Source organism: Thermomonas sp. (assembly GCF_019104945.1).
In the GTDB taxonomy this organism is placed as follows: domain Bacteria; phylum Pseudomonadota; class Gammaproteobacteria; order Xanthomonadales; family Xanthomonadaceae; genus Thermomonas.
This window is the reverse complement of sequence record NZ_JAHRWW010000027.1, coordinates 26221-48559: the sequence shown is the minus strand read 5'-3', so window position 1 is coordinate 48559 and position 22339 is coordinate 26221. Positions and strand designations below refer to the sequence as shown.

The 22339-nt window shown below is 59.4% G+C and carries 25 protein-coding genes; 8 read left to right on the top strand and 17 right to left on the bottom strand.

What is annotated here, in order from left to right; genetic code table 11:
* Positions 1 to 76: 76 nt before the first annotated feature.
* The 5 genes from KUL77_RS07375 to zwf are packed head-to-tail and all read right to left on the bottom strand — an operon-like array spanning position 77 to position 5764.
* Positions 77 to 724: a bifunctional 4-hydroxy-2-oxoglutarate aldolase/2-dehydro-3-deoxy-phosphogluconate aldolase gene (locus KUL77_RS07375; RefSeq protein ID WP_297145154.1), complete on the bottom strand. Its 648-nt coding sequence runs from the start codon at positions 722 to 724 to the stop codon at positions 77 to 79.
* Entirely contained in the window at positions 718 to 1740 is a 1023-nt protein-coding gene (gene glk / locus KUL77_RS07370; RefSeq protein ID WP_297145152.1) for a glucokinase, read from the bottom strand. Before glk ends, KUL77_RS07375 begins: the two co-directional genes overlap by 7 nt.
* Positions 1741 to 3588 (bottom strand): phosphogluconate dehydratase, encoded by a 1848-nt coding sequence (gene edd / locus KUL77_RS07365; RefSeq protein WP_297145150.1) that lies wholly within the window; start codon positions 3586 to 3588, stop codon positions 1741 to 1743. It lies immediately after the preceding gene.
* Positions 3588 to 4286, bottom strand: a complete 699-nt coding sequence (gene pgl, locus KUL77_RS07360; protein ID WP_297145148.1) for a 6-phosphogluconolactonase — start codon at positions 4284 to 4286, stop codon at positions 3588 to 3590. Before pgl ends, edd begins: the two co-directional genes overlap by 1 nt.
* 8 nt (positions 4287 to 4294) lie before the next feature.
* Positions 4295 to 5764 carry a glucose-6-phosphate dehydrogenase gene (gene zwf / locus KUL77_RS07355; RefSeq protein ID WP_297145145.1) on the bottom strand — a complete coding sequence of 490 codons (1470 nt, stop codon included), beginning with the start codon at positions 5762 to 5764 and terminating at the stop codon, positions 4295 to 4297.
* 187 nt (positions 5765 to 5951) lie between these two features.
* Here zwf and fabA point away from each other — a divergent pair, with 187 nt between their 5' ends.
* Together fabA and fabB are read left to right on the top strand one after the other, a co-directional pair.
* Entirely contained in the window at positions 5952 to 6467 is a 516-nt protein-coding gene (fabA, locus tag KUL77_RS07350; RefSeq protein WP_297145144.1) for a 3-hydroxyacyl-[acyl-carrier-protein] dehydratase FabA, read from the top strand.
* Between the two features lie 4 nt (positions 6468 to 6471).
* Complete coding sequence (fabB, locus tag KUL77_RS07345; protein WP_297145142.1) at positions 6472 to 7680, top strand: beta-ketoacyl-ACP synthase I; 1209 nt, start codon at positions 6472 to 6474, stop codon at positions 7678 to 7680.
* A 9-nt stretch (positions 7681 to 7689) separates the two neighbouring features.
* On the opposite strand, the gene KUL77_RS07340 is transcribed toward fabB, so the two are convergent.
* The 4 genes from KUL77_RS07340 to KUL77_RS07325 are packed head-to-tail and all read right to left on the bottom strand — an operon-like array spanning position 7690 to position 10812.
* Positions 7690 to 8361: a YoaK family protein gene (locus KUL77_RS07340; RefSeq protein ID WP_297145140.1), complete on the bottom strand. Its 672-nt coding sequence runs from the start codon at positions 8359 to 8361 to the stop codon at positions 7690 to 7692.
* A 3-nt stretch (positions 8362 to 8364) separates the two neighbouring features.
* The gene (locus tag KUL77_RS07335; protein WP_297145138.1) at positions 8365 to 9762 is read right to left on the bottom strand and encodes a PhoH family protein; all 1398 of its coding nucleotides are present in this window, start codon (positions 9760 to 9762) and stop codon (positions 8365 to 8367) included.
* 12 nt (positions 9763 to 9774) lie between these two features.
* Positions 9775 to 10248: a peroxiredoxin gene (locus KUL77_RS07330; protein ID WP_297145136.1), complete on the bottom strand. Its 474-nt coding sequence runs from the start codon at positions 10246 to 10248 to the stop codon at positions 9775 to 9777.
* A 3-nt stretch (positions 10249 to 10251) separates the two neighbouring features.
* Positions 10252 to 10812: a glycine cleavage system protein R gene (locus KUL77_RS07325; RefSeq protein ID WP_297145134.1), complete on the bottom strand. Its 561-nt coding sequence runs from the start codon at positions 10810 to 10812 to the stop codon at positions 10252 to 10254.
* A 157-nt stretch (positions 10813 to 10969) separates the two neighbouring features.
* On the opposite strand from KUL77_RS07325, the gene dapA reads away from it, so the two are divergent.
* Both dapA and KUL77_RS07315 read left to right on the top strand, forming a co-directional pair.
* Complete coding sequence (gene dapA, locus KUL77_RS07320; protein ID WP_297145132.1) at positions 10970 to 11872, top strand: 4-hydroxy-tetrahydrodipicolinate synthase; 903 nt, start codon at positions 10970 to 10972, stop codon at positions 11870 to 11872.
* A gap of 12 nt (positions 11873 to 11884) precedes the next feature.
* The gene (locus KUL77_RS07315; RefSeq protein WP_297145129.1) at positions 11885 to 12385 is read left to right on the top strand and encodes a hypothetical protein; all 501 of its coding nucleotides are present in this window, start codon (positions 11885 to 11887) and stop codon (positions 12383 to 12385) included.
* Between the two features lie 61 nt (positions 12386 to 12446).
* Here KUL77_RS07315 and fdxA read toward each other — a convergent pair whose 3' ends face one another.
* Genes fdxA through cysS form a run of 4 tightly spaced genes read right to left on the bottom strand, consistent with a single transcriptional unit; the run spans position 12447 to position 15879 of the window.
* Positions 12447 to 12770 (bottom strand): ferredoxin FdxA, encoded by a 324-nt coding sequence (fdxA, locus tag KUL77_RS07310; protein WP_297145127.1) that lies wholly within the window; start codon positions 12768 to 12770, stop codon positions 12447 to 12449.
* Between the two features lie 60 nt (positions 12771 to 12830).
* Entirely contained in the window at positions 12831 to 14069 is a 1239-nt protein-coding gene (locus tag KUL77_RS07305; protein ID WP_297145124.1) for an MFS transporter, read from the bottom strand.
* Positions 14066 to 14503 (bottom strand): SufE family protein, encoded by a 438-nt coding sequence (locus KUL77_RS07300; RefSeq protein ID WP_297145121.1) that lies wholly within the window; start codon positions 14501 to 14503, stop codon positions 14066 to 14068. The genes KUL77_RS07305 and KUL77_RS07300 overlap by 4 nt, the downstream gene beginning before the upstream one ends.
* Positions 14503 to 15879, bottom strand: a complete 1377-nt coding sequence (gene cysS, locus KUL77_RS07295) for a cysteine--tRNA ligase (RefSeq protein WP_297145118.1) — start codon at positions 15877 to 15879, stop codon at positions 14503 to 14505. The genes KUL77_RS07300 and cysS overlap by 1 nt, the downstream gene beginning before the upstream one ends.
* A gap of 106 nt (positions 15880 to 15985) precedes the next feature.
* On the opposite strand from cysS, the gene KUL77_RS07290 reads away from it, so the two are divergent.
* The 4 genes from KUL77_RS07290 to miaA are packed head-to-tail and all read left to right on the top strand — an operon-like array spanning position 15986 to position 19821.
* The gene (locus tag KUL77_RS07290; protein WP_297145115.1) at positions 15986 to 16417 is read left to right on the top strand and encodes a hypothetical protein; all 432 of its coding nucleotides are present in this window, start codon (positions 15986 to 15988) and stop codon (positions 16415 to 16417) included.
* A gap of 3 nt (positions 16418 to 16420) precedes the next feature.
* On the top strand, positions 16421 to 17314 hold the full coding sequence (folP, locus tag KUL77_RS07285; RefSeq protein ID WP_297145113.1) for a dihydropteroate synthase: 894 nt from the start codon (positions 16421 to 16423) through the stop codon (positions 17312 to 17314).
* Between the two features lie 48 nt (positions 17315 to 17362).
* Complete coding sequence (gene putP / locus KUL77_RS07280) at positions 17363 to 18850, top strand: sodium/proline symporter PutP (RefSeq protein WP_297145110.1); 1488 nt, start codon at positions 17363 to 17365, stop codon at positions 18848 to 18850.
* 5 nt (positions 18851 to 18855) lie between these two features.
* Positions 18856 to 19821, top strand: coding sequence for a tRNA (adenosine(37)-N6)-dimethylallyltransferase MiaA (gene miaA / locus KUL77_RS07275; protein ID WP_297145231.1), 966 nt, complete (start codon positions 18856 to 18858; stop codon positions 19819 to 19821).
* On the opposite strand, the gene rnt is transcribed toward miaA, so the two are convergent.
* Genes rnt through pstB form a run of 4 tightly spaced genes read right to left on the bottom strand, consistent with a single transcriptional unit; the run spans position 19818 to position 22327 of the window.
* On the bottom strand, positions 19818 to 20456 hold the full coding sequence (rnt, locus tag KUL77_RS07270) for a ribonuclease T (protein WP_297145108.1): 639 nt from the start codon (positions 20454 to 20456) through the stop codon (positions 19818 to 19820). The genes miaA and rnt overlap by 4 nt on opposite strands.
* 26 nt (positions 20457 to 20482) lie before the next feature.
* Positions 20483 to 20779 carry an EF-hand domain-containing protein gene (locus KUL77_RS07265; RefSeq protein ID WP_297145107.1) on the bottom strand — a complete coding sequence of 99 codons (297 nt, stop codon included), beginning with the start codon at positions 20777 to 20779 and terminating at the stop codon, positions 20483 to 20485.
* A 52-nt stretch (positions 20780 to 20831) separates the two neighbouring features.
* The gene (gene phoU / locus KUL77_RS07260) at positions 20832 to 21533 is read right to left on the bottom strand and encodes a phosphate signaling complex protein PhoU (protein WP_297145104.1); all 702 of its coding nucleotides are present in this window, start codon (positions 21531 to 21533) and stop codon (positions 20832 to 20834) included.
* A complete protein-coding gene (gene pstB, locus KUL77_RS07255; protein ID WP_297145228.1) occupies positions 21533 to 22327 on the bottom strand; it encodes a phosphate ABC transporter ATP-binding protein PstB in 795 nt (264 codons plus the stop codon). Before pstB ends, phoU begins: the two co-directional genes overlap by 1 nt.
* Positions 22328 to 22339 lie beyond the last annotated feature (12 nt).

Here is a 22339-nt window from a genome sequence, read left to right as displayed (position 1 = left end):
TTCTCCCTTGGTAACTCTTACCTCCCGCCGGTGCAAGCCGGCGGGATTTTTTATGTCAGCCAAGGAGAGAAAATAATTAGCGCGGCAGTGCCGCAGCTTCACGCGCAAGCGTGCCGACGCGTGCCCAGTCGCCGCTGGCGATCGCATCGTTAGGCAGCATCCACGAGCCGCCTACGCAGGCAACATTGGGCAGGGCAAGGTATTTCGGTGCTTTGCCAATATCAATTCCACCAGTTGGGCAAAAGCGCGCCATAGGTAGTGGGCCTGCGAAGCCTTTGAGGGCCGCCACGCCACCGCTGGCTTCGGCGGGGAAAAACTTGAACCGTTGCCAGCCGTGTTCCACGCCACGCATCAATTCAGAAGCGGTGGCAATGCCTGGGATCAGCGGCACTTTGCCTGATTTGGCGGCGTTGTAAAGCGCATCGGTGGCACCGGGGGAGATGGCAAACTGCGCACCTGCTGCTTCAACCTTATGCAGGTCGCTCGGCGAGAGTATGGTACCAGCACCCACGCAGGCCTGCGGAAGTTCGCGTGCGATCAAGGCAATGGCTTCCAGCGCGCAGGCAGTGCGCAGCGTTACTTCAAGTACCGGCAAGCCGTTGTCGGCCAGTGCGCGAGCAAGTGGCAGCGCGTCTTCGATGCGTGCAATGGTAATGACAGGCACCACCGGGGCGCGTGCAAACACGGCATCAACCAGTGCGTTGTGGTGAACGGTATTCAACATGAGGCAAGCTCCGATGCGCGTAGCGCGCAGGCGGCACCCAATAGGCCGGGGTGAGGATGGGTGATGATGTGGATGGGAACCGATTCCAGCAGTGGCGTGAGCCGCCCTTTGGCAAGGAAACGCTCGCGGAAGGCGCTGCTGCGTAGGAAGGGAATAAAACGCGGCACGATACCGCCTGCAATCACCACGGTGCGTGCGCCGTGGATCAGCGCGCAATCACCCGCCACGCTGCCTAATACTGCGCAGAAACGTGCAAGCGCGCGGCGTGCGGCGGTGTCGTGGCCATCGAGTGCGGCGGCAACGACATCGGCCGGGTCGCGTAGGCTTGGTGTTTGTAGGGTCGTTTCACCGGGAAGGGGACGGTGTGTTGGCGAAAATTGATTTGCGCCGCGCAGTACCGCGTCGATCTCTGATAATCCTTTTCCGCACAATAATCGCTCAGTCGATGTGCGGCCATGCTGCGCGGTGAGCCATGCGGAGATGGCGCGTTCTTCATCACCGAGTGGAGCAAAACCAATATGCCCACCTTCGGTTTCAATGACGTGCCAGCCGGTTTTTTCAGTGCCAACCAAAAGCGCAACGCCTAGCCCTGTGCCGGGGCCAAGTACGCTGATGGGGCCTTGCAATGGGGCGGTTAGGCTGCCATGAAGCGTGACAAGATCAGCGTCGGTGAGTGCGGGGATGGCCCACGCGACCGCACCGAAATCGTTGAGCATGCGTAATTCGTCCAGCCCAAGTGTGGCCTGTAGCTCTGCGCGTGAGAACGACCACGCGCGATTGGTAAGCCGAATTTCATCGCTACCCACGGGGCAGGCCACGGCGAGCGCCGCGCGGGTGGGGTGTTCGCTCACCCCAGCGAGATAATGTTCGATGGCGTGCTGCAGGCTGGCGAAGTCAGCATTTGGCAGCGATTTCGATTCGCGCAGCTCGACCTTCGGTGCCGTCAAGTCGATCAGCGCAAAGCGCGCGTTAGTGCCGCCAATATCGCCAACTAGGGCAATGTTGGGGGCACTCATTTAAGCGTCACCAAACAGTGAGCAGGCGCCGTGTTCGGCCGAGCCTACGTGGTGGCGCATCAAGCCAAACAGCTCGCGGCCCATGCCATGGTGGCTGGACGAACGATCTAGTTGCGCCGGTGCGCGCGCGGCCCATTCGGCGGCATCGACCATCGCGTTCATCGTGCCCGCTTCGCCGTCGATGCGCACTACATCCCCTTCGCGCAATTTGGCTAAGCCTTCACCGTCAAGCGCCTCTGGCGTAACGTGAATTGCGGCAAGCACTTTGCCGGAAGCCCCAGACATGCGGCCATCGGTAAGCAGCGCTACGCGTTGGCCGCGGTCTTGCAGTGCGGCCAGTGTGGGGGTGAGTTTGTGTAGTTCGGGCATACCGATGGCACGCGGGCCTTGGCCACGCACCACGGCGACAAAATTACCGTCAAAGCCGTCGTGCTTATCCAGTTTACCCACCTTGAACGCATCAATCAGCGCGTCTTGCGATTCAAAAATGATGGCGGGGGCTTCAATTTGGCGGAACTCTGGCGCCACGGCAGAAATTTTCACCACCGCGCGGCCAATGTTTCCAGAGAGACAGCGTAGGCCGCCTTCGTGGTCGAAGGGGTTAGAGGCGGGGCGCACGATATTGGTATTGAGCGATGCAGCCGGCGGCTCTTGCCAGCGCAAGGTTAGGTCATCCATATACGGCTGCTGTGCCTGCTGGCGTAAGCCGCCACCATGCACACACTTCACATCATCGTGCAGCAGGCCGCCATCGAGTAGTTCACGAATCACAAAACCAATACCGCCTGCGGCTTCAAAGTGGTTCACGTCGGCGGCGCCGTTGGGATACACGCGTGCCAGCAGTGGCGTGGCTTTGGAGAGTTCATCCAAATCGTCCCAGTTGATTTGTACACCCGCGGCGCGGGCAATCGCCACAAGATGCATGGAGTGGTTGGTGGAGCCGCCGGTAGCGGCAAGGCCCACCATCGCATTGACGATCGCTTTTTCGTCCACGGTATGCGCGAGTGGGCGATAGTGCTCGCCCAGTGCGGTGTTTTGCAGCACCTGTTCGGCGGCGGCCACGGTAAGCGCACTGCGCAGCGGCGTGTTCGGCGGGACGAAGGCGGTGCCAGGCATATGCAGGCCCATCACTTCCATCAGCATTTGGTTGGAATTGGCGGTGCCGTAGAAGGTGCAGGTGCCGGGCGCATGATAAGACGCGGCCTCGGCATCCATGAGTTCGTCTTGGCTGGCTTGACCCAGTGCAAAACGCTGGCGCACCTTGGCTTTTTCTGGGTTAGGAATGCCCGAGGGCATGGGGCCTGCGGGAACAAAGATCACCGGCAGGTGGCCGAAGCTGAGCGCGCCAATCAGTAGGCCGGGCACGATTTTGTCGCACACGCCAAGCATCAGCGCGGCGTCATAGCAGTCGTGCGACAGCGATACCGCGGTGGCCATGGCGATCACGTCACGCGAGAACAGCGAAAGCTCCATCCCAGCGCGGCCTTGAGTAATGCCGTCGCACATTGCAGGAACCCCGCCTGCCACCTGCGCGCTGCCGCCGGCGTTGCGCGCAGCCATGCGGATCAATGCCGGGTAAGGCTCAAACGGCTGGTGCGCGCTGAGCATGTCGTTGTAAGCGGTGACAATACCGATATTGCCACCCTTGCCCCAGCGCAGCGCGGGCTTGTCTTCGCCCGAGGCGGCGAAGCCGTGAGCTTGGTTGCCGCAGGACAGTTTGTAGCGATACGGCCCGGCCTGATGCGCGGCGTCCATGCGTGCAAGGTAATCCGCACGCGTCTTTTGGCTGCGCTCGGCAATGCGGGCAGTGACGCGTTCGACGACGGGATGCAGCGAAGACGTGGACATCATGGGCTCCAATGAATGTGGACGGGGATAGGGGAAGCGTGCAGCAATGTGGCGATGGGATACGGCGCACCGGCGTCTTGCTTGGCCTGCTGCAGAATGCTGTATTTGTCTTGGCCGGTTACAACCACATGCACTTCGCGCGCATGCAGCAGGCGCGGCAGGGTCAGGCTGATGCGCGAGAACGGCGCTTCGGGCGGTAATGGATTGGGTGTGGTGGCGATGACAGCAAGGCCGCTGTCTCCCGCCAAACCTTGCTGAAGATTGGCTGCGCCGGGAAATAACGAAGCGAAGTGGCCGTCTGCCCCCATGCCTATGAGTACCGCATCGAATGCCTCAGGATGCTGCGCCAAAAAGTGTTGGCTCTGAGTGAGTGACGCCTCACTGGCACCGTCGGCGGTGGTTAGTGGCTGCACTTGAATCTGCGGGTCGGTGTAGAACGCATCGCGTAGGTTGCGCCAGTTGCAGGCGGCGTGATCGTGCGGTACGCAGCGATCATCCCCCGGCACTGCCAACACAGGGCCGTTCAAGCCCGCGTTGGCAAGATAGGCGTAAATCGGTAGCGGCGTGCGCCCACCGGCGAGACTGAAGAATGCGCGGCCGCGCTGCGCGATGGCCTGTCGTGCGGCTTCTTCAAAAATACGACTGACCTGCGTAACGAGCGCAGAGGTATCGGGATAAGTATGTTCGATCCAGCTCATTACGCCCCTTATTCGCGCCAGCTATGGCCGCTGCGGTCGGTGAGAGAAACGGTGGCGCTCGGCCCCCAAGTACCAGCTGGATAAGGCTTAGGAACCATGCCGGTATCGCGCCAGCCGTTTGCAATCGCATCGACCCACTGCCACGCAGCTTCGGTTTCGTCGCGGCGTACAAACAGCGTGCCGTTACCTTCAATGGCATCCAAATACAAACGCTCGTAAGCAATGCGCTTGCGCGCGGCAGCAAACTCTTCGTGGAAATCGAGATCCAGCCCTACTTGCGACAGGCGCAGCCCGTTGCGGTCCAGCCCCGGCGTTTTGCTCATCAGCATCAGCTCGATGCGTTCTTCTGGTTGCAGCTTGATCAATAGGCCATTGGGCTGCATATCGGCGGCCGCTGGGCCACCGAAAATCGAATACGGCACTTTGCGGAACTGGATATAAATTTCGGTGCTGCGCGAAGGTAGGCGCTTGCCGGTGCGCAGGTAGAACGGCACCCCCGACCAGCGCCAGTTGTCCACGTGCGCACGCAGCGCAACGAAGGTTTCGGTGCGGCTGGCGCGGCCTAATTCTTCGGCGTAGCCCGGCACCACTTTGCCTTCGCTTGCGCCAGCGGTGTACTGGCCAATGACCGAATCGGTGCCGACATTGCTGTGATTGATCGCGCGTAGTGAGCGCAGTACTTTGATTTTTTCATTGCGCACGGCGGTGGGGTCAAACTTGGCCGGTGGCTCCATCGCCACCAAGCACAGCAGCTGCAGTAAGTGGTTCTGCAGCATGTCGCGCAGCGCGCCGGACTCGTCGTAATAATCGCCGCGCCCTTCCACACCCACGGTTTCACCCACGGTGATCTGCACCTGTTCGATATGGCGCGCGCTCCAAAGTGGCTCGAACAACGAATTACCAAAGCGCAGCGCAATCAGGTTTTGCACGCCCTCTTTGCCAAGGTAATGGTCGGTACGGTAGATGCGCTCTTCGTCGAAGGCCTTGGCCACCGCATCATTGATGGCAATGGCGCTAGCAAGGTCGGTGCCGATGGGTTTTTCCAGCATCACTCGTGTGCCTGGGCCGGCTGCACCGTGCGCCGCCAAGGCTTGGCAGGCGGGGCCATAAAATTTGGGCGCGGTGCTCATGTGGTAGAGCGCGTCGCCATTACGCGAGTTAGTAATTTTGTCGGCTAATGCCTTCATACTGACATCGTTGTCAGCGCTGGCTGAAAAAAAATCAAGGCGCTCGATCAGGCCGCGCAGTGCTTCGTCGTTGCACTCGGCGGCGGGAATGCGCTCATGGATGCTATCGGCCACCATCTGGGCGAAGGCTTCACGGCTCAGTTCGCTACGCGCCGTGCCAAGAATGCGCATCCCGTCGGGGAGCAAATGTTCGGCCTGCAAACTGTAAAGCGAGGGCAGCAGCATACGTCGGGAGAGATCGCCGGTAGCGCCGAAGATGGTCAGCAGCGAGGCGGGCGTGGCTTGCGTCACAGGGAGATCACCAAGATGTGGACGAACTTCGAGCTTAATACGGTTTTTGCATGAAGTGTTGCACTGCACACGTTTTCATGGGCGGAAGCGGTTCAAAACGCGCGAACCGATGCCTTTGCATTGGATACGCCTAGGTATGGAGGGGTGTGTTTGTATAGAATCAAACGTTTCCCCATTGGGCCAGTCCATGACCCGCGCTTCATCGTTTACCCGTGAGCAGCTGCTCGCCAGCGCACGCGGCGAGCTTTTCCCCGACAGCGAGGCTCGTTTGCCCGCCGACCCCATGTTGATGTTCGATCGCATCGTTGAGATCAACGACAACGGCGGCAGTCACGGCAAAGGCTTCGTGCGTGCCGAGCTCGACATCCATCCAGACCTCTGGTTTTTCCAGTGCCATTTCCTTGGCGACCCGGTGATGCCTGGCTGCTTGGGGCTCGATGCTATGTGGCAGATCGTTGGGTTTTATCTCACGTGGCTAGGCGCACCCGGCCGTGGCCGTGCGCTGGGTTGCGGCGAGGTGAAATTCTCTGGCCAAGTGCTGCCAACGGCGAAGAAAGTCACGTATGAAATTGACATCACCCGTGTCATCAACCGCAAATTGGTGATGGCGCAGGCCGATGCCCGCGTGTTGGTGGATGGTGAAGAAATTTACCAAGCCAAAGACCTGCGCGTTGGTTTGTTTGCATCAAACAAGGAAGGCTAACATCATGCGTCGTATTGCGATTACGGGGATGGGAATCACCTCTTGCCTCGGTAATGACCTTGATAGCGTATCTGCAGCGCTACGAGCGGGCCGCTCCGGTATCCGCACACTGGCCGATTCGGTAGAACGCGGCCTGCGCAGCCAAGTTGGCGGCGCGGTGGAGCTGGATTTAGACGCGGTGATCGACCGCAAGCTCAAGCGTTTTATGAGCGATGCTGCGGCCTACAGTTATGTGGCCATGCGTGACGCGATTGCCGATGCGGGGCTTACTGACGAACAGGTGAGCCATGTGCGCACTGGGCTGATCGCCGGTTCCGGCGGTGGTTCCAGCCGCTGGCAGGTAGAAACCGCCGACATCCTGCGTGATCGCGGCGTGCGCAAAGTGGGCCCGTACATGGTGCCGCGCACGATGTGCTCCACGGTGTCGGCCAACCTTGCCACGGCGTTCAAAATCAAGGGCCTTAGCTATTCCATCAGCGCCGCCTGCGCAACGTCCGCGCATTGCATCGGCGCGGCCGCCGACCTGATTCGCCACGGCGCGCAGGACATCGTGTTTGCCGGCGGCGGCGAAGATTTAGACTGGACGATGACCTGCATGTTCGACGCCATGGGCGCGCTCTCTTCAGGCCATAACGACACGCCTGCCACCGCGTCGCGCCCTTACGATGCCACCCGCGACGGCTTTGTGATTGGCAGCGGCGGCGGCATGTTGGTGCTGGAAGATTGGGATCACGCCGTGGCGCGCGGTGCCAAGATTCATGCCGAACTGATTGGCTACGGCGTGACCTCAGACGGCGCTGACATGGTGGCGCCCAGCGGCGAAGGCGCGGTGCGCTGTATGCGCATGGCGCTGGAAGGCGTGAACCGCCCGGTGGATTACCTCAACACCCACGGCACCTCCACCCCGCTTGGCGATATCACCGAGCTGAAGGCCGTGCGCGAAGTGTTTGGCGACACCGTGCCGCCCATTTCGTCCACCAAAGCGCTGTCCGGCCATTCGCTGGGCGCGGCCAGCGTGCATGAAGCCATCTACAGCTTGCTGATGATGCGCGACGGCTTTATTGCCGGTTCGGCCAATATTGAAACACTGGACCCCGGCGCAGAAAGCTTCCCCATCGTGCGCGAAAGCCGCGACGCCAAACTGGACGTGGTGATGTCCAATAGCTTTGGCTTTGGCGGCACCAATGCGGCGTTGGTGTTTGGCCGCGTTTAACGCAGCGCGCTAATCGCCTGCACGCCGGTGTAAATGCGTGTAGGCGATATAGCCAAACCCGGTAAGCCCGGTGGCGCTGGCAGGCACTAACAGCGCAAGATAATCGAGCTGCATAAATAGCCAGCCACCGCATACCGCACCGCAAAAAAACGTCACCACCACCAAGAGACACAGCCGCAGGCGGCGGGTTTGTAGCGGCATTTTGCGCAGCGCGTGGCCAAGGGCAATGCCAAGGTCGGTAAACATGCCGGATAGATGACTGGTGCGGATCACCGCGCCGCTAAACGTTGTGGCCATTGCGTTTTGCAGCCCGCAGGCCATGGCCGCGAGCACCGCACCAAAAAGTAGGTGCCGCTGAAAGAGCGGAATTGCGGCGAATAAAAGCAATGACGTCAGCATTAACGCCACGCCGTAGCGCCGCCCCAGTTGCAGGGTACTGTCTTGAATGATGATGCCGCTGAGCATGGCGCCCGTGACAAACGCGCCCATGACCGCGCTGAGGTGCAAACTGGCCTGTAGATCGCCATGTGCCAGTGCGCCACCAAGCAAGGTGGTGGCGCCGGTCATATTGCTCACCGCTTGATGCTCGAAACTTAAATACCCCACCACGTTGACCATGCCGGAGGCGCAGGCCAAAAGGCCCGCGCCTACCCACACCCAACGCGGCAGATACACGCCCATGCGTTACAACGCGTCGGAAGCATAATCAGCAAGGCGCGAGCGCTCGCCACGGCGCAAAATGACGTGGGCGCTATGGTCCCATGTTTTGAAGCGGTCGGCGGCGTAGGTCAGGCCTGACGTGGTTTCGGTAAGGTAGGGGGTGTCGATTTGCTGCACGTTCCCCAAGCACACAATTTTAGTGCCGGGGCCTGCGCGAGTAATCAGCGTTTTCATCTGTTTGGGCGTCAGGTTTTGCGCTTCGTCCAAAATAAGATAGCGTGACAAGAACGTGCGGCCGCGCATGAAGTTCATCGAGCGAATTTTGATACGCGATGCCAGCAGATCATTGGTTGCAGCGCGCCCCCAGCTGCCGCCTTCTTGGTTGTGGGTGAGCACTTCGAGGTTATCGGTGAGTGCGCCCATCCACGGCGTCATTTTTTCTTCTTCGGTGCCGGGCAGAAAACCGATGTCTTCGCCTACGCTCACCGTGGCACGGGTCATGATGATTTCACGGTAGCGCTGCTGGTCCATGGTTTGCGCCAGGCCTGCGGCCAGCGTCAGCAGCGTCTTGCCGGTGCCTGCGGTGCCTAGCAGGGTTACAAAATCAATATCGGGGTCCATCAGCGCGTTGAGCGCAAAATTTTGCTCGCGGTTGCGTGCGGTGATGCCCCATACCGAATGCTGGCTGTGGCGGTAGTCGTCCACGATGCGCAGGGTGATGCGGTCATCGCTTAACTTCACCACCTTCAGCTCTGACTGCTCGTCGCCGGGAAGAAAAGCAAACTGGTTGGGGAACCACTCCTCATCCTTGCCGCGCGCAATTTCGTAATAGGTGCGGCCTTTATCGGTCCACGATTTCAAATCAGCACCGTGGATTTGCCAAAAATCTTCGGGAAGCTGGGTTGCGCCGGTAAACAGAAGGTTGAAATCATCCAGCGCGCGGTCGTTTTCGTAGTCCTCGTTTTCAATGCCTGCAATGGCGGCTTTAATGCGCAGGTTGATGTCTTTGGACACAAAGACCACCGGCGCGCCGGGGTCGGATTCTTTCAGCGCAAGAATGGCACCCAAGATATTGTTATCGGGAATGACCGTGCCAAAGCGCTTGCCTGCGTTGAAGTCGTCGGTTTGAAAACGCAGCATGCCAACGCTGTCTGCACCGCGTAGCTGCAAGCTCTGCGGGCGCGCCAAGCGAATGCCTTGGCGAATATCCGTGCTGCCGTGGGCTTCAATCAGTTCATTGAGGAAGCGGCTGACCTGACGCGCGTTGCGGCTGGCTTCCGAGGTGCCTTTTTTACCGTTGTCCAGTTCTTCCATTACCTGCATGGGCAGGTACACGTCGTGTTCTTCAAATTTGAACAGCGCGGTGGGGTCGTGCATCAAGACGTTGGTGTCTAGCACGTAGATGCGTTTGCCGTGGCTCATTGCAACAGTCCTTTACGCAGAAAGTAGGGCCTTGAGTGCGTCTAACACAGCCTGCGCGTGGCCTGTCACTTTCACCGGCCGCCAGGCCTCGCGAACAACGCCGTCTGGATCAATTAAGAATGTGCTGCGTTCGATGCCGACATATTCGCGGCCGTAGAGCTTTTTCGGTTTAATCACGCCAAAAGCGTTACACAGTGCGCTATCAGCATCGCTAACAAGATCGAAATTGAACCCTTGCTTGCTGCAAAAATTCTGGTGCGATTTGAGTGAGTCGCGCGAAACGCCCAAAACGATCGCGCCTGCGCGTTTGAATTTGGGCAGCAGGGCGTTGAAGTCGAGACCTTCGGTGGTGCAGCCGGGGGTGCTGTCTTTGGGATAAAAGTACAGCACCAGCCAGCGCTTGGCCTGCGCCGCTTCCAGTTCCGTCGTTTCGCCGCTGGAGAGCAGCAGGGGCAGGTTGGGAATGCGGTCGCCGACGTTGATCATGCCTCAATACTTCATGGGATCCATGATGGCGTCAAGGTTCAAGTGGTCACAAAATTCTAAAAAGTCGTCGCGCAGCACGGCGATGTGCATATCCGCCGGAATACCGATGGTGAGCTGGGCGGAAAACATGTCGGCCCCGGTTTGCATAGCGCGATAGCGCGCGCAGTGCAGGCTTTCAATCGTGATGCCTTGCTGTTCGAAGAAGTCAGCCAGCTGGAACATGATGCCGGGCTTATCGGCGGCGATCACTTCCACGATATAGGGCAGCAAATTAGACTGCAGCGCCTTTGGCCCGGTGCGATACCACACCAGCTTCAGCCCTTCTTCGCGCTCAAGCTTAGTGAGCATGGTCTCCAGCTTGGCCACCGCATCCCAAGAGCCGGTAACCAGCGCGGTTACGGACACGTCGCGCCCCACCGTGGCCAGCCGCGTATCCACTAGGTTGCAGCCAGAATCGGCGATGCGGCGGGTAACCGCCAGCAGCGGCGACTGCGGATGGGTGGTGTAGGCGTTGATCAGCAGGTGGTTTTCGTTTTGCGCGGGGCGGGGGGCTGTTTTGCTCAAAGCGGTGGTCCAAAAATGTGAAAATGCCGCAAACGTATGTCGGCATACCCGCCAGCATACTTGCCGCAGGTTTCCAGCCGCAAGTAAGATCACCCGTTAGCGTTTTTTCCATTCACCTAAGCGGCGCTGTCGCCGCGTTCGATTGAAGGCGATTCCTTTGCAACTTTTAGGCAGTATTACCGCGCTGGCTACGCCATTTACGGCGGCCGGTGACATCGACTTTCCCGCATGGGATCGGCTGCTGCACGCACAGTTAGAGGCGGGGACACAGGCGGTTGTGGTGGCAGGCTCCACCGGTGAGGCGGCGGCATTATTCGATGAAGAATATGACCAGCTGCTGCGCCGGGCGGTGGAAGTGTGCCGCGATAAAGTGCCGGTACTGGCCGGAACGGGGCAGTCGAATACGGCGAAAACCATTCGTTTTAACAAGCGCGTGGCCGCGCTAGGGGCGGAAGCCGCACTGGTGGTCACGCCTGCCTATGTGCGGCCCACGCAAAATGGCCTGCTGGCGCATTTTCGCGCGGTGGCCGACGACGGTGGCCTGCCGGTGCTGCTGTACAACGTGCCGGGCCGTACAGGCTGCGACATGCTGCCGGAAACGGTGGCGCAGCTGGCCGAGCACGACAATATCATTGGCATCAAAGAAGCGCGTGCCGATGCCGAGCGTATGCAGGCATTGCTGCCGCTAAAGCGCAAAGGCTTTGCCGTACTGAGTGGTGACGACCCAACCGCTGTGCGTTCGATGCTGGCAGGCGCCGATGGCGTGGTGTCAGTGGCGTCTAACGTGGTGCCGCGCAGCTTCCGCAAGTTGGCCGACTGGGCACGTGCGGGGCAGGCGGCGCAGGCGCAAAGCCTTAACGATCAGCTTGCTGAGCTCTACCATTTCCTTGGCGTTGAATCCAACCCCATCCCGGTGAAAGCGCTTTTGACGCTGGCAGGTGTGGGGCATGGGCTGCGTTTGCCGCTGCAACCGTTATCATCTACCTATGCCGAGCAGGCGCAGCGCCTGTTTGCATTCATTCAACAACTTGAAGATTCCGGCCGCACGACCGCGGCCTGATAGGAGAACCAGATGCATCGTATGATCCGCACCGCAGCCATTGCCCCGCTCGCCGCCGTTTTGCTGGTTGGTGGGCTTTCCGGCTGCCACTGGTTCAAAAAGAAGAACGCGCTTTACACCCAAAGCGGTGAGGCGCGTCCGCTGGAAGTGCCGCCGGATCTGGATCGTCCGTCTGCAGAGCGCGCGATGGAGCTGCCTGCGGTGAAGGGCACTAGCGCTGCTGCGGCCGCCCCCGCCGTGGCGGCTACTGGGTTTGCCGCAGCGGGTGACCGTGACGCGGTGTTCGCCAAGGTGGGCGAGGCACTGGCCAGCATCAACGGCGTGAAGGTGGTCAATAAGGCCGACATTCTAGGCACCTACGATATCGACTATCTCGATGCCAAGTTCTTGATCCGTGTGACCAAAGCCGGTGATGGTGCTTATGTGGCGGCGGTAGATCCGCGTGGCCTTGCGCCCAGTGGTGATGCGGCAGGTAAATTGATCGCCGCGCTGAAGGCCGTTGTTGCGCCGTAATTAAAGCACTCAAGAGGGGCGAAGCGTTTTCCAGTGGGAAGGCGCTTCGCCTCTTTTGCTATTAGCGTTCCAGTAGCGGCAGCTTATTAGGCTTGCCGTCCCATTCGGCGTGGTCGGCCGGTGGTTCTTTGCGCACGGTGAGTACCGGCCATTCCTGTGCCAGCTCTTTGTTTAAGCCTACAAAAATTTCTTGCCCAGCAGGCACGTCTTCTTCCGGGTAGATGGCGCTGACCGGGCATTCGGGCTCGCATAGCGTGCAGTCGATGCACTCGTCAGGATCGATCACCAGAAAGTTCGGGCCTTCATGGAAACAGTCCACCGGGCACACCTCGACGCAGTCGGTGTGTTTGCATTTGATGCAGTTTTCGGTGACAACAAAGGGCATGGGGGAATCCGCAAAACAAGTTCGTTAACCGCCCATTTTAGCGCGGAATGCGCAAAACCCCTACTCCAAATCGCGAATATCCAGCCGACGCAGGCGTGGCGCGAGTTTGGCGGTGCTGGCCACCACCCCTATGGTGACAAATCCACCCACGATCATCGACGGGATAAGGCCCAGCAGACGCGCCATGACACCCTGATAAAACGCGCCTAATTCGTTGGATGAGCTCACGAACAGGCCGTTGATGGAGGAGACGCGCCCACGCATCTCATCCGGCGTTACCAGCTGCATGATGGTGGAACGCATCACCACCGATACCCCATCGCACATGCCGTAGATCAGCAGCACCAGCGCCGACGCCCACAGTTGCTGGGTCATCGCAAACGTGGCTGTGCTAAGCCCAAAACAGGCGGTGGCGGTGAGTAATACGTGCCCGGCATGGCGCTTTAACGGAAAGCGGGTTAGCCAAAGCGCCACCACAATAGAGCCGACGGCGGGCGCGGCACGCAGCAGACCAAGGGCTTCCGGGCCTTCGTGCAAAATGTCTTTGATGAAGGCGGGCAGCATCGCCACGGCACCGCCGAGCAACACCGAAAACATATCTAATGCGATTGCCCCCAGCATGTACTGGTTGCTAAATACGAAGCGCGCGCCTTCAGCAATACTGGCGAAGATGGGGCCGCGCTGTTGCGGTAGCGCGGGCTCGGTGACTGGCATTTTTAGCAGTGTTCCTGCGGCCATCAGCGCAATGAGCGTGCCGGTGGCGTAGGCAAAATGCTTGCCCCATGCGCCTACCAGTAGGCCACCGACCGCCGGGCCTAAAACCAAACCCATTTGGAACACCACGCTGCCCATGCTGGCCCCGGTGGGGAACTGGTCACGGCGCAGCACGCGCGCAAACAGCGCGTTATAGACCGGGCCAAGGAAGGAACGACCAATGCCGCCCACCGCCACGGCGAGGTAGATCGGCCAAGTGCCATGGGTGTGCAACAGCACATTACCCGCAACAAGCGCCAGCACCCCAGCGTTAATGGCAAGCAGGGTGCAGGCGGCGGCACCGAGTTTGCGCCGTGGCAGATGATCGACAAGATAACCAGAAAACGGGGCGACGCAAAAATAGGGGATGACTTCGGCAAGGCCAATCAGCCCCAACGAAAGCGGGTTGCGGGTGATCTCATAGATATGCCAACCCACCGTCACCGCCACGATCTGATAAGACAGTAGCGTGCAGATGCGGTAGGTCAGCAGCCAGCGGAAGCCGACGCTGCTTAGTGGGGATGGCGGCGGCGCATCCGCGCTCATCCAGCTTGCGCGGTTTGGGCTTGGTGACGAATGAAGGCGAGCAGGGCTGCAAGCCCGTTGCTGCGGGTAGGCGAGAGGTGCTTGGACAGGCCAATCGAGGCGATGTAGTCGGGTTCGGTGGCGAGAATTTCTTCGGCGCTACGCCCAGAATAAACACGCAGCGCTAGGTAGATCAGCCCGGAAACAATCGCCGAATCGCTGATGGAGTGGAATATCAGTTTGCTGGCATCGCCTTCTGCCACGATCCAAACTAGCGATTGGCAGCCGTGTAGGCGGTGCTCTTCGGTTTTCCATGTATCTGGAAACTCTGGCAGCTTGCGGCCAAGGTCGATCAGGTATTGATAGCGTTCCGACCAATCGCCAAAAAAACCAAACTCATCGGCAATCGCGGCCTGTGCCTCGGCGGCAGTGTGTTCAAGGGGAGGTGTGCTCATTAGGAACGTTTCCAGCGCACACCTTGCGGTGTGTCTTCTAACAAAATACCCTCGCTTGCGAGCTGATCGCGGATGGCGTCGGAACGGGCGAAGTCACGATTCTTTTTGGCACTCGCGCGTTCGTCCACGAGGGCTTGAATGCGCGCGTCGTCTTCATTGGAAGCGCCGCGTGCAAACCATGCCTGCGGGTCTTGTTGCAGCAGGCCCAAAATCTGTCCTGCACCCAGTAGTTCGGATTTGCGGCGCACTTTATCTTCTGTCGAGACGGCTTTGCGGGCTTCGGCGGCAATACGGGCGACCTCGGCCAGCGCCTGCGGGGTGTTGAGGTCATCGTCCAGTGCTGCTTCCACCCCGGCGGGGATATGGGCGCTGGCGTTGGTGTCGGCCAAGTCGCGCAGCGTACCGTAGAGGCGGTCGAGCGTGCGCACGCTTTGTTCAATCAGGCCATCGCTCCACTCCAGTGGCTGCCGGTAGTGCGCCGATAGCAGGGCGTAGCGCAGGGCTTCCGGTGGGTGCTGCTGTACCAGATCGTGCACGCGCTGGATATTGCCCACCGACTTGGCCATTTTGGCGCCGTCGAAATTGAGCATGCCGTTATGTAGCCAGAAACGGGCAAACGGCGCGCCGCCGTGGGCGCATTCGCTTTGCGCTACTTCGTTTTCGTGGTGCGGAAACTGCAGATCGACGCCGCCCGCGTGGATGTCGATGGTGCGGCCAAGGTGGGCTTCGGCCATCGCCGAGCATTCGATATGCCAGCCGGGGCGGCCATAGCTCCAAGGCGAATCCCAGCCGGGAAGGTCGTCGGTGGAGGGCTTCCACAGTACAAAGTCACCGGCATCGCGCTTGTAAGGGGCCACTTCAATACGGGCACCGGCCAGCATTTCCTCGGTATCGCGGCGCGAGAGCTTGCCATAACCATCGAAGCTAGCAACGGAAAACAGAACATGGCCTTCGGCCGCATAGGCATGGCCGCCTTCGATTAGGCGCTCGATCATCGCGATGATCGCGTCGATATGCTTGGTGGCCTCAGGCTCGATATCGGGGGCAAACTCGCCGCTCACGCCCAGTGCCGCCATGTCTTCACGATAGGCCGCGGCATATTTGTCGGTAATCGTCGAAATAGGCGTACCTAGCGTTTTCGCCGCGGTGTTGATCTTGTCGTCCACGTCGGTGATGTTGCGCGCATAGCGCAGCCCGCCAAAACGGCGGCGGAGTAGAGCCGCAAGGACGCCAAACACCACCGGGCCACGGGCATTGCCGATATGCACATAGTTGTAAACCGTGGGGCCGCAGACGTACATCGTGGGGCAGTGGGCAACCAGCGGTACGAAGGGTTCTTGTTGACGGCTTAGGGTGTTATAGAGATGCAGGCTCATTGTGAATGAATGCGTGGAATGCCCCCATTGTAACGGGCAGAAGGGGGCGGGCGCTGTGACAGCGTTGATTCAGGTCAGCTCGCAAGAAGATGGTTAAACTCGCGTTATGGCAGCGTCTTTCATTCATCGGCAATTGTGCGTACTGGTCCTCGCTGTGGCGGGGCTAGGGGCGTGTGCTGAGGCCTTGGCGCAAGATGGTGCGGGTGCCTCGGAAAATGTTCGCTACGACTATGCGCAAGTGCTCTCGGTTAACCCGGTGTACGACGTGCAGCGCACCAGCAGCGTGAAACGCGCCTGCGATAACCGCGACCTCCCGCACGGCACGGCGCTGACGCGGATGATGAGCTCGGTGCGTGATCGCCTCGCCGCAGGCCAGGTGGGCTGCAAAATGGTGACGGTGGAAAACGAGTCCAAGCACTTGGTGGCCTACGATGTGGACTATATCTACCGTGGTAGTAAGTTCCGCACGCGCATGGATCGCGACCCCGGAAGCCGCCTGCGGATTCGTATTTCAATTACGCCAACACCCTTCGACTGAACCATGTTCGATACCGCCCCGCTGTTGAACTGCAACGGCCGAATCTTGCGCCTGGACCGGCCGCGGGTGATGGGGATTGTCAACGTCACTCCGGATTCGTTCTCGGGCGACGGCGTGCGCGATGATGTGGACGCTGCGGTTGCACACGCGCTGCAGTTACTGGAAGAGGGCGCAGACCTGCTCGATATCGGCGGTGAATCCACCCGGCCCGGTGCTGATGACGTGCCGCTAGAGGTAGAGCTGGCGCGGGTAATTCCGGTGGTCGAACGGCTGGCACAGGCCACGACTGTGCCGATCAGTATCGATACCAGTAAACCTGAAGTGATGCGCGCAGCGGTGGCCGCGGGCGCAGGCATGATCAACGATGTGTACGGCCTGCGCCGCGACGGTGCGCTGGACGTAGCGGCGGCGCTGGGTGTGCCGGTGGTGCTGATGCATATGCTAGGCGAGCCGCGCTCGATGCAAGACAGCCCGCAGTTCGATGATGTGGTGGGGCAGGTGCATCGCTTCCTTGCCGAGCGCATCTTTGCCGCTGAAATGGCGGGGATCGCGAAAAAAAATATCGTGGTCGATCCGGGCTTTGGTTTCGGCAAAACCACCGCACACAATTTACAGTTACTTGCACAGCTTCAGCGGTTCACCGAGCTGGGTGTGCCGGTGCTGGCGGGTATTTCGCGCAAACGCAGTATTGGCGAAATTACTGGGCGTACCGACCCGCAACAGCGGGCTGTGGGCTCTGCCGCCGCGCATATGATCGCGACGCAAAACGGCGCCATGCTGCTGCGTGCGCACGATGTGGCCGCCACCATCGATGCCCTCAATGTATGGCTGGCGGTGGCGGCGGTGCCTGCGCCACGCAAAGAGGTTGTTCGGCAGGAGATCGTTTGGCCCGAGTAAGTTGCTGGCGAGTAGGTTAAAGTGCGTGGGTTCAACCGGAGCCCACGTATGACTGCAAGTACCCCGCTGCTGATTACATTCGGAATTTATCTGCTGGCCATGGTCGGCATTGGTTTGGCGGCGTGGCGTTCCACCAGCAATTTGGATGACTACATCCTCGGTGGCCGTTCGCTAGGTGGGTTTGTGACCGCGTTGTCGGCGGGGGCCTCCGATATGAGCGGCTGGCTGCTGATGGGCTTGCCGGGGGCGCTGTTTTTAACCGGCGTTTCCGAAGCGTGGATCGCCATTGGCCTATGCGTGGGCGCATGGATGAACTGGCACTTTGTTGCTGGCCCGTTGCGCGTCTATACCGAGCGTACCGATAACGCGCTGACCCTGCCGGATTATTTCACTACACGCTTTGCTGCCAACGGCAAGCTGCTGCGCATCGTGTCCGCTGTGGTGATTTTGGTGTTCTTTGCGGTGTACTGCGCCAGCGGGATTGTGGCAGGTGCGCGTTTGTTTGAGAGCGTGTTTGGCCTGCCCTATGCGCAGGCACTCTGGTGGGGCGCTGCGGCAACAATTCTCTATACCTTGATCGGCGGGTTTTTGGCGGTGAGCTGGACCGATACGGTGCAAGCCAGCTTGATGATCTTCGCGCTGTTGTTAACGCCGATCATCGTCATTATCGGCGTTGGTGGGCCGGGTGAAACCCTCAATGTGATCGAGCAGGTGGACCCTTCGCGGCTGCAGTGGATTGGCGGCGGTGGTGTGATTGCGGCGATCTCTGCGTTGGCCTGGGGGCTGGGCTATTTTGGTCAGCCGCATATTTTGGCGCGCTTTATGGCCGCCGATTCGCTGGCGGTGATTCCACAGGCGCGCCGTATTGGCATGACGTGGATGGTGCTGTGCTTGCTGGGCGCGATTACGGTGGGGCTGTCGGGCATTGCTTGGGCCGCGCAGAACCCAGAACTTGCCGCTGCGCTGAAAGAAAACCCGGAGCGCGTGTTTATCGTGCTCACCGAGGCGCTGTTCAATCCGTGGATCGCAGGCATTTTGCTCTCGGCCATTTTGGCCGCCGTAATGAGCACGCTGAGCTGCCAGTTGCTGGTGTGCTCCAGCGCGCTCACGGAAGACTTTTATCACGGCTTTGTGCGCCCCAAAGCGGGTGAGCGCGAGCTGGTATGGGTGGGGCGCGCGGCGGTGCTGGCGGTGGCGCTGCTGGCCATCTTCATTGCGCGTGACCCCGATAGCCGCGTACTAGGCTTGGTGAGCTATGCATGGGCGGGCTTTGGCGCTGCGTTTGGCCCGGTGGTGCTGATTTCCTTGTTCTGGGGACGGATGACCGGTACTGGAGCTCTGCTGGGGATGCTGGCCGGCGCAGTTACGGTGATTTTGTGGAAGTTCACCGGCAGCCCGCTGTATGAAATGGTGCCCGGCTTTATCGCCTCTACCGTTGCAATTGTTGTAGGTAGTCTGCTTACCGAAGCGCCGAATCAGGCCGTGCAAGCGCGCCACCAGCAGGTTCAGCTGAGCCTGCGTGAAAGCGGTTATTGAGCTTCGTGGTGGACGATCAGCGCCCGTTAGCCATTGCGCTGATGGGCCCGACCGCGTCGGGCAAGAGTGCATATGCGCTAGCGTTGGCGCAGCGGCTGCATGGGGAAATCGTTAGCGTCGATTCTGCTTTGGTGTATCGCGGCCTCGATATTGGTGCCGCGAAGCCAAATGCCGATGAGCAAGCGCAGGTGCCGCATCACCTGATGGACGTGCGCGAACCGTGGCAGCCCTATTCGGCAGCTGAGTTTGCACACGACGCACAGGCGGCGCTCAATACCATTGTTGAACGTGGAAAGCTGCCTATTTTGGCGGGCGGTACGGGGCTGTATTTTCGCGCGCTGCTGGAAGGCTTGTCGGAGATGCCCGAAGCCGATGGCGCGGTTCGCGCGCAGATTGCCGGCGAAGCAGCAGAGCGTGGCTGGCCCGCGCTCCACACAGAGCTTGCGCAAGTGGACCCGCAGGCCGCACAGCGCATTCACGCCACCGATCCGCAACGGATCCAGCGTGCGCTGGAGGTGTATCGCATCAGCGGCCGCAGCATTAGCGATTGGCAGCGTGCTAGCGCGCGCAAACGCTTTCCCTTCAAAGTGCTGAAACTGGCACTTGCACCCGTCGATCGCGCCGTGTTGCATGCACGCATTGAAGCGCGTTTCGACGTCATGCTTGATGCTGGTTTTTTGGACGAAGTACGCGCGCTGCAAGCTTTGCCTGAACTGGCGCAGCACCCAACAGCGGCAGATCTTCCGGCATTGCGTGCCGTGGGCTACAGGCAAGCGTGGGAGTATCTAAGCCAGCCTGATTCGCCTAGCGCATTCGCACAATTTCGTGAGCGCGCCATCGCGGCCACGCGGCAATTGGCGAAACGGCAATATACGTGGCTGCGCGGTGAGCTGGATCTGCGTTGGTTTGATCCTGCTAGCCAGCAGGATCAATTAGACGAGGCCGTCAATCGATTTGTCGGCGTCACTTAATCCGTAGGGAATGCGCAATGGCGCCAGCGATTGGCGATTTGGCAAAACAGCTTGGCGGTTTGTTCGGTGTCGTAAATCGCCGAATGCGCTTCTTTAGGGTCCCAGCCTAGCCCGGCGCTAAACGCGGCGCGTGCCAGAACGGTTTGCCCGTACATCAGCCCTGCCATGGTCACCGTATCGAACACACTAAACGGATGGAACGGGTTGCGCTTATGCCCCACGCGGGCCACTGCAGCATTCAGGAAATTGAGATCGAAGTGGGCGTTATGGCCCACCAAAATGGCGCGCTGGCAGCCGTACTTTTTTACCGCTGCGCGGACTGGGGTAAAGATGGCGTCCAGCCCCTCGCGCTCAGCCACTTCCCCGCGCAGCGGGTGACCCACCTTGATGCCGGTCACCTCCAGCGATTTCGGGTCAATACTGGTGCCGGGTGCGGGCGCGATATGTGCATGCGCTACTGCGCCGGGGATGTAATCACCCGCTTCGTCTAGTTCAATTGGCACGGCGGCAATTTCCAGCAGCGCGTGCTTGTTCCAGTCGAAGCCGCCGGTTTCTACATCAACAACAACAGGAAGATAGCCGCGAAAACGCTCGACCATCGGCGTTAGCGCGGGGGTATTTTGTACATCGGTCATCGTAAAAGCGTAGCAGAGCTTGGCCCTTAATGGCTGCTGTGCTGGCCCTGCATGGTGGCGTGGTGGGCGTCAAATTCATCTTTGCTGATAAAACCATCGCCATTACGGTCGATGCTGGAGAACTTTTCACTTTTGCCAGAATGGGCCGCAGCAAACTCGTTGCGAGAAATGCGACCGTCTTTGTCGGTATCAATCGAATTAAATGTGTGCTTAGGCGTGTCGTTGGCGGCGCTGTTTTGCGCCGCTGCAGAGTGTACGGGGAGTGCTAAGCCGGTGATGCAGAGTGTCGCGAAAAGAGCAGGGCGAAAGAATAGCGTTGGCATAGGTACCCCCGTGGATAGCGACAGTCGTCAAATACGCCGATGCTACACGGTTCTAGGGGGCGAGGGCGCTACTGGCGTCACGTTTTTCACGCGGGGGCAGCGGCGTTTCACCGTGCACGAGGAACCACACATTTTCAGCGATATTGGTGGCGTGGTCGCCGATACGCTCTAGGTTTTTTGCCATAAATAGAAGATGGGTGCAGGTGGTGATCGCACGTGGGTCTTCCATCATATAAGTCAATAATTCGCGGAATAGTGCGGTGTAGAGATCGTCTAATTCAGCATCGTGCTGATAGACGCGCAGGGCCGCGTCGGCATTACGCACGCGGTACGCCAACAGAACATCACGCAACTGCTGTGAGGCGCGCTTGCCAAGTTCAGCTAGGCCGCGCACGTGAGCGGGCGCTAGCGAATCGCTAAGTACGATAGAGCGCTTGGCGATGTTGGCGGCATAGTCGCCGACGCGTTCCAGATCGGCGGCTGCGCGCAGTGCGGCGAGAAGAATACGCAAGTCAGTTGCGAGTGGGCCACGCCGGATGAGGTGGATCACGTCTTGATTGATTTGCTGCTCCAAGGCATCGATGGCGGCATCACCATCGACGACTTGTTTCGCCAGTGCCGTATCTTGGCATTCAATCGCTTTCAAGGCAGCATCCAATTGGGCGTTGGCGATTTTGCCCATGCGGATCAGTTCATCAAGCAGGCTGTGTTGTTCTTCGTCGTAACTTTTGACGATATGCTGGTGATGATTCATTAGCCAAACCTCCCGGTAATGTAGTCCTCGGTTTGCTGTTTGCTTGGGGTGGAAAATAACTGTGCGGTTGGCCCATGTTCAACTAGGTCGCCAAGGTACATAAAAGCGGTGTAATCCGAAACACGCGCGGCTTGTTGCATATTGTGTGTCACCATCATGATCGTGAAACTTTGTTTAAGTTCTTCGATGAGCTGCTCGATGCGGCTGGTGGAAATAGGGTCGAGCGCGGAGGTGGGTTCATCCAGCAGCAATACATCTGGCTTGAGCGCCACGGCACGGGCGATGCACAAGCGCTGCTGCTGGCCACCGGAAAGGCCAAGCCCACTTTCTTTGAGCTTGTCTTTGACTTCATCCCAAAGTGCCGCTTGGCCTAACGCCTGCTCAACGCGAACATCCATATCGGCCTTACCAAGGCGCTCATGGTGACGAATGCCATAAGCCACATTTTCGTAAATCGTCATTGGAAAGGGCACTGGTTTTTGAAACACCATGCCCACCTTGCTGCGAAGGCGGTTCATTGAATAACCAGTGTCGAGAATATTGTCACCATCAAGCAAGACTTGGCCTTCGGCGCGCAGTTTTGGGTACAGTGCGTAGATGCGATTGAAGATGCGTAGTAGGGTGGATTTTCCGCAGCCAGATGGGCCAATAAGCGCGGTGACGCGGCGTTCTGGAATATCCATATTGATGTGTTTGACAGCATGAAATTGGTCGTACCAAAAGTTCAGGTCGCGGGCAGAAATTTTCATGGTTGGCACGGCCAGTGTGTTCGCTGCGGGCGTGGCGTGATGCATGGAAATGAGGCG

Excerpts from the sequence above, each read along its gene's own strand:
- KUL77_RS07375 (WP_297145154.1), bottom strand. The coding sequence starts at position 724 with ATGTTGAATACCGTTCACCACAACGCACTGGTTGATGCCGTGTTTGCA.
- pstB (WP_297145228.1), bottom strand. The coding sequence starts at position 22,327 with ATGCATCACGCCACGCCCGCAGCGAACACACTGGCCGTGCCAACCATG.
- KUL77_RS07335 (WP_297145138.1), bottom strand. The coding sequence starts at position 9,762 with ATGAGCCACGGCAAACGCATCTACGTGCTAGACACCAACGTCTTGATG.
- KUL77_RS07290 (WP_297145115.1), top strand. The coding sequence starts at position 15,986 with ATGGCAGCGTCTTTCATTCATCGGCAATTGTGCGTACTGGTCCTCGCT.
- KUL77_RS07315 (WP_297145129.1), top strand. The coding sequence starts at position 11,885 with ATGCATCGTATGATCCGCACCGCAGCCATTGCCCCGCTCGCCGCCGTT.
- KUL77_RS07300 (WP_297145121.1), bottom strand. The coding sequence starts at position 14,503 with ATGAGCACACCTCCCCTTGAACACACTGCCGCCGAGGCACAGGCCGCG.
- fabB (WP_297145142.1), top strand. The coding sequence starts at position 6,472 with ATGCGTCGTATTGCGATTACGGGGATGGGAATCACCTCTTGCCTCGGT.
- folP (WP_297145113.1), top strand. The coding sequence starts at position 16,421 with ATGTTCGATACCGCCCCGCTGTTGAACTGCAACGGCCGAATCTTGCGC.
- edd (WP_297145150.1), bottom strand. The coding sequence starts at position 3,588 with ATGTCCACGTCTTCGCTGCATCCCGTCGTCGAACGCGTCACTGCCCGC.
- glk (WP_297145152.1), bottom strand. The coding sequence starts at position 1,740 with ATGAGTGCCCCCAACATTGCCCTAGTTGGCGATATTGGCGGCACTAAC.
- rnt (WP_297145108.1), bottom strand. The coding sequence starts at position 20,456 with ATGACCGATGTACAAAATACCCCCGCGCTAACGCCGATGGTCGAGCGT.
- KUL77_RS07265 (WP_297145107.1), bottom strand. The coding sequence starts at position 20,779 with ATGCCAACGCTATTCTTTCGCCCTGCTCTTTTCGCGACACTCTGCATC.
- KUL77_RS07340 (WP_297145140.1), bottom strand. The coding sequence starts at position 8,361 with ATGGGCGTGTATCTGCCGCGTTGGGTGTGGGTAGGCGCGGGCCTTTTG.
- KUL77_RS07305 (WP_297145124.1), bottom strand. The coding sequence starts at position 14,069 with ATGAGCGCGGATGCGCCGCCGCCATCCCCACTAAGCAGCGTCGGCTTC.
- putP (WP_297145110.1), top strand. The coding sequence starts at position 17,363 with ATGACTGCAAGTACCCCGCTGCTGATTACATTCGGAATTTATCTGCTG.
- pgl (WP_297145148.1), bottom strand. The coding sequence starts at position 4,286 with ATGAGCTGGATCGAACATACTTATCCCGATACCTCTGCGCTCGTTACG.
- fabA (WP_297145144.1), top strand. The coding sequence starts at position 5,952 with ATGACCCGCGCTTCATCGTTTACCCGTGAGCAGCTGCTCGCCAGCGCA.
- KUL77_RS07330 (WP_297145136.1), bottom strand. The coding sequence starts at position 10,248 with ATGATCAACGTCGGCGACCGCATTCCCAACCTGCCCCTGCTGCTCTCC.
- phoU (WP_297145104.1), bottom strand. The coding sequence starts at position 21,533 with ATGAATCATCACCAGCATATCGTCAAAAGTTACGACGAAGAACAACAC.
- cysS (WP_297145118.1), bottom strand. The coding sequence starts at position 15,879 with ATGAGCCTGCATCTCTATAACACCCTAAGCCGTCAACAAGAACCCTTC.
- fdxA (WP_297145127.1), bottom strand. The coding sequence starts at position 12,770 with ATGCCCTTTGTTGTCACCGAAAACTGCATCAAATGCAAACACACCGAC.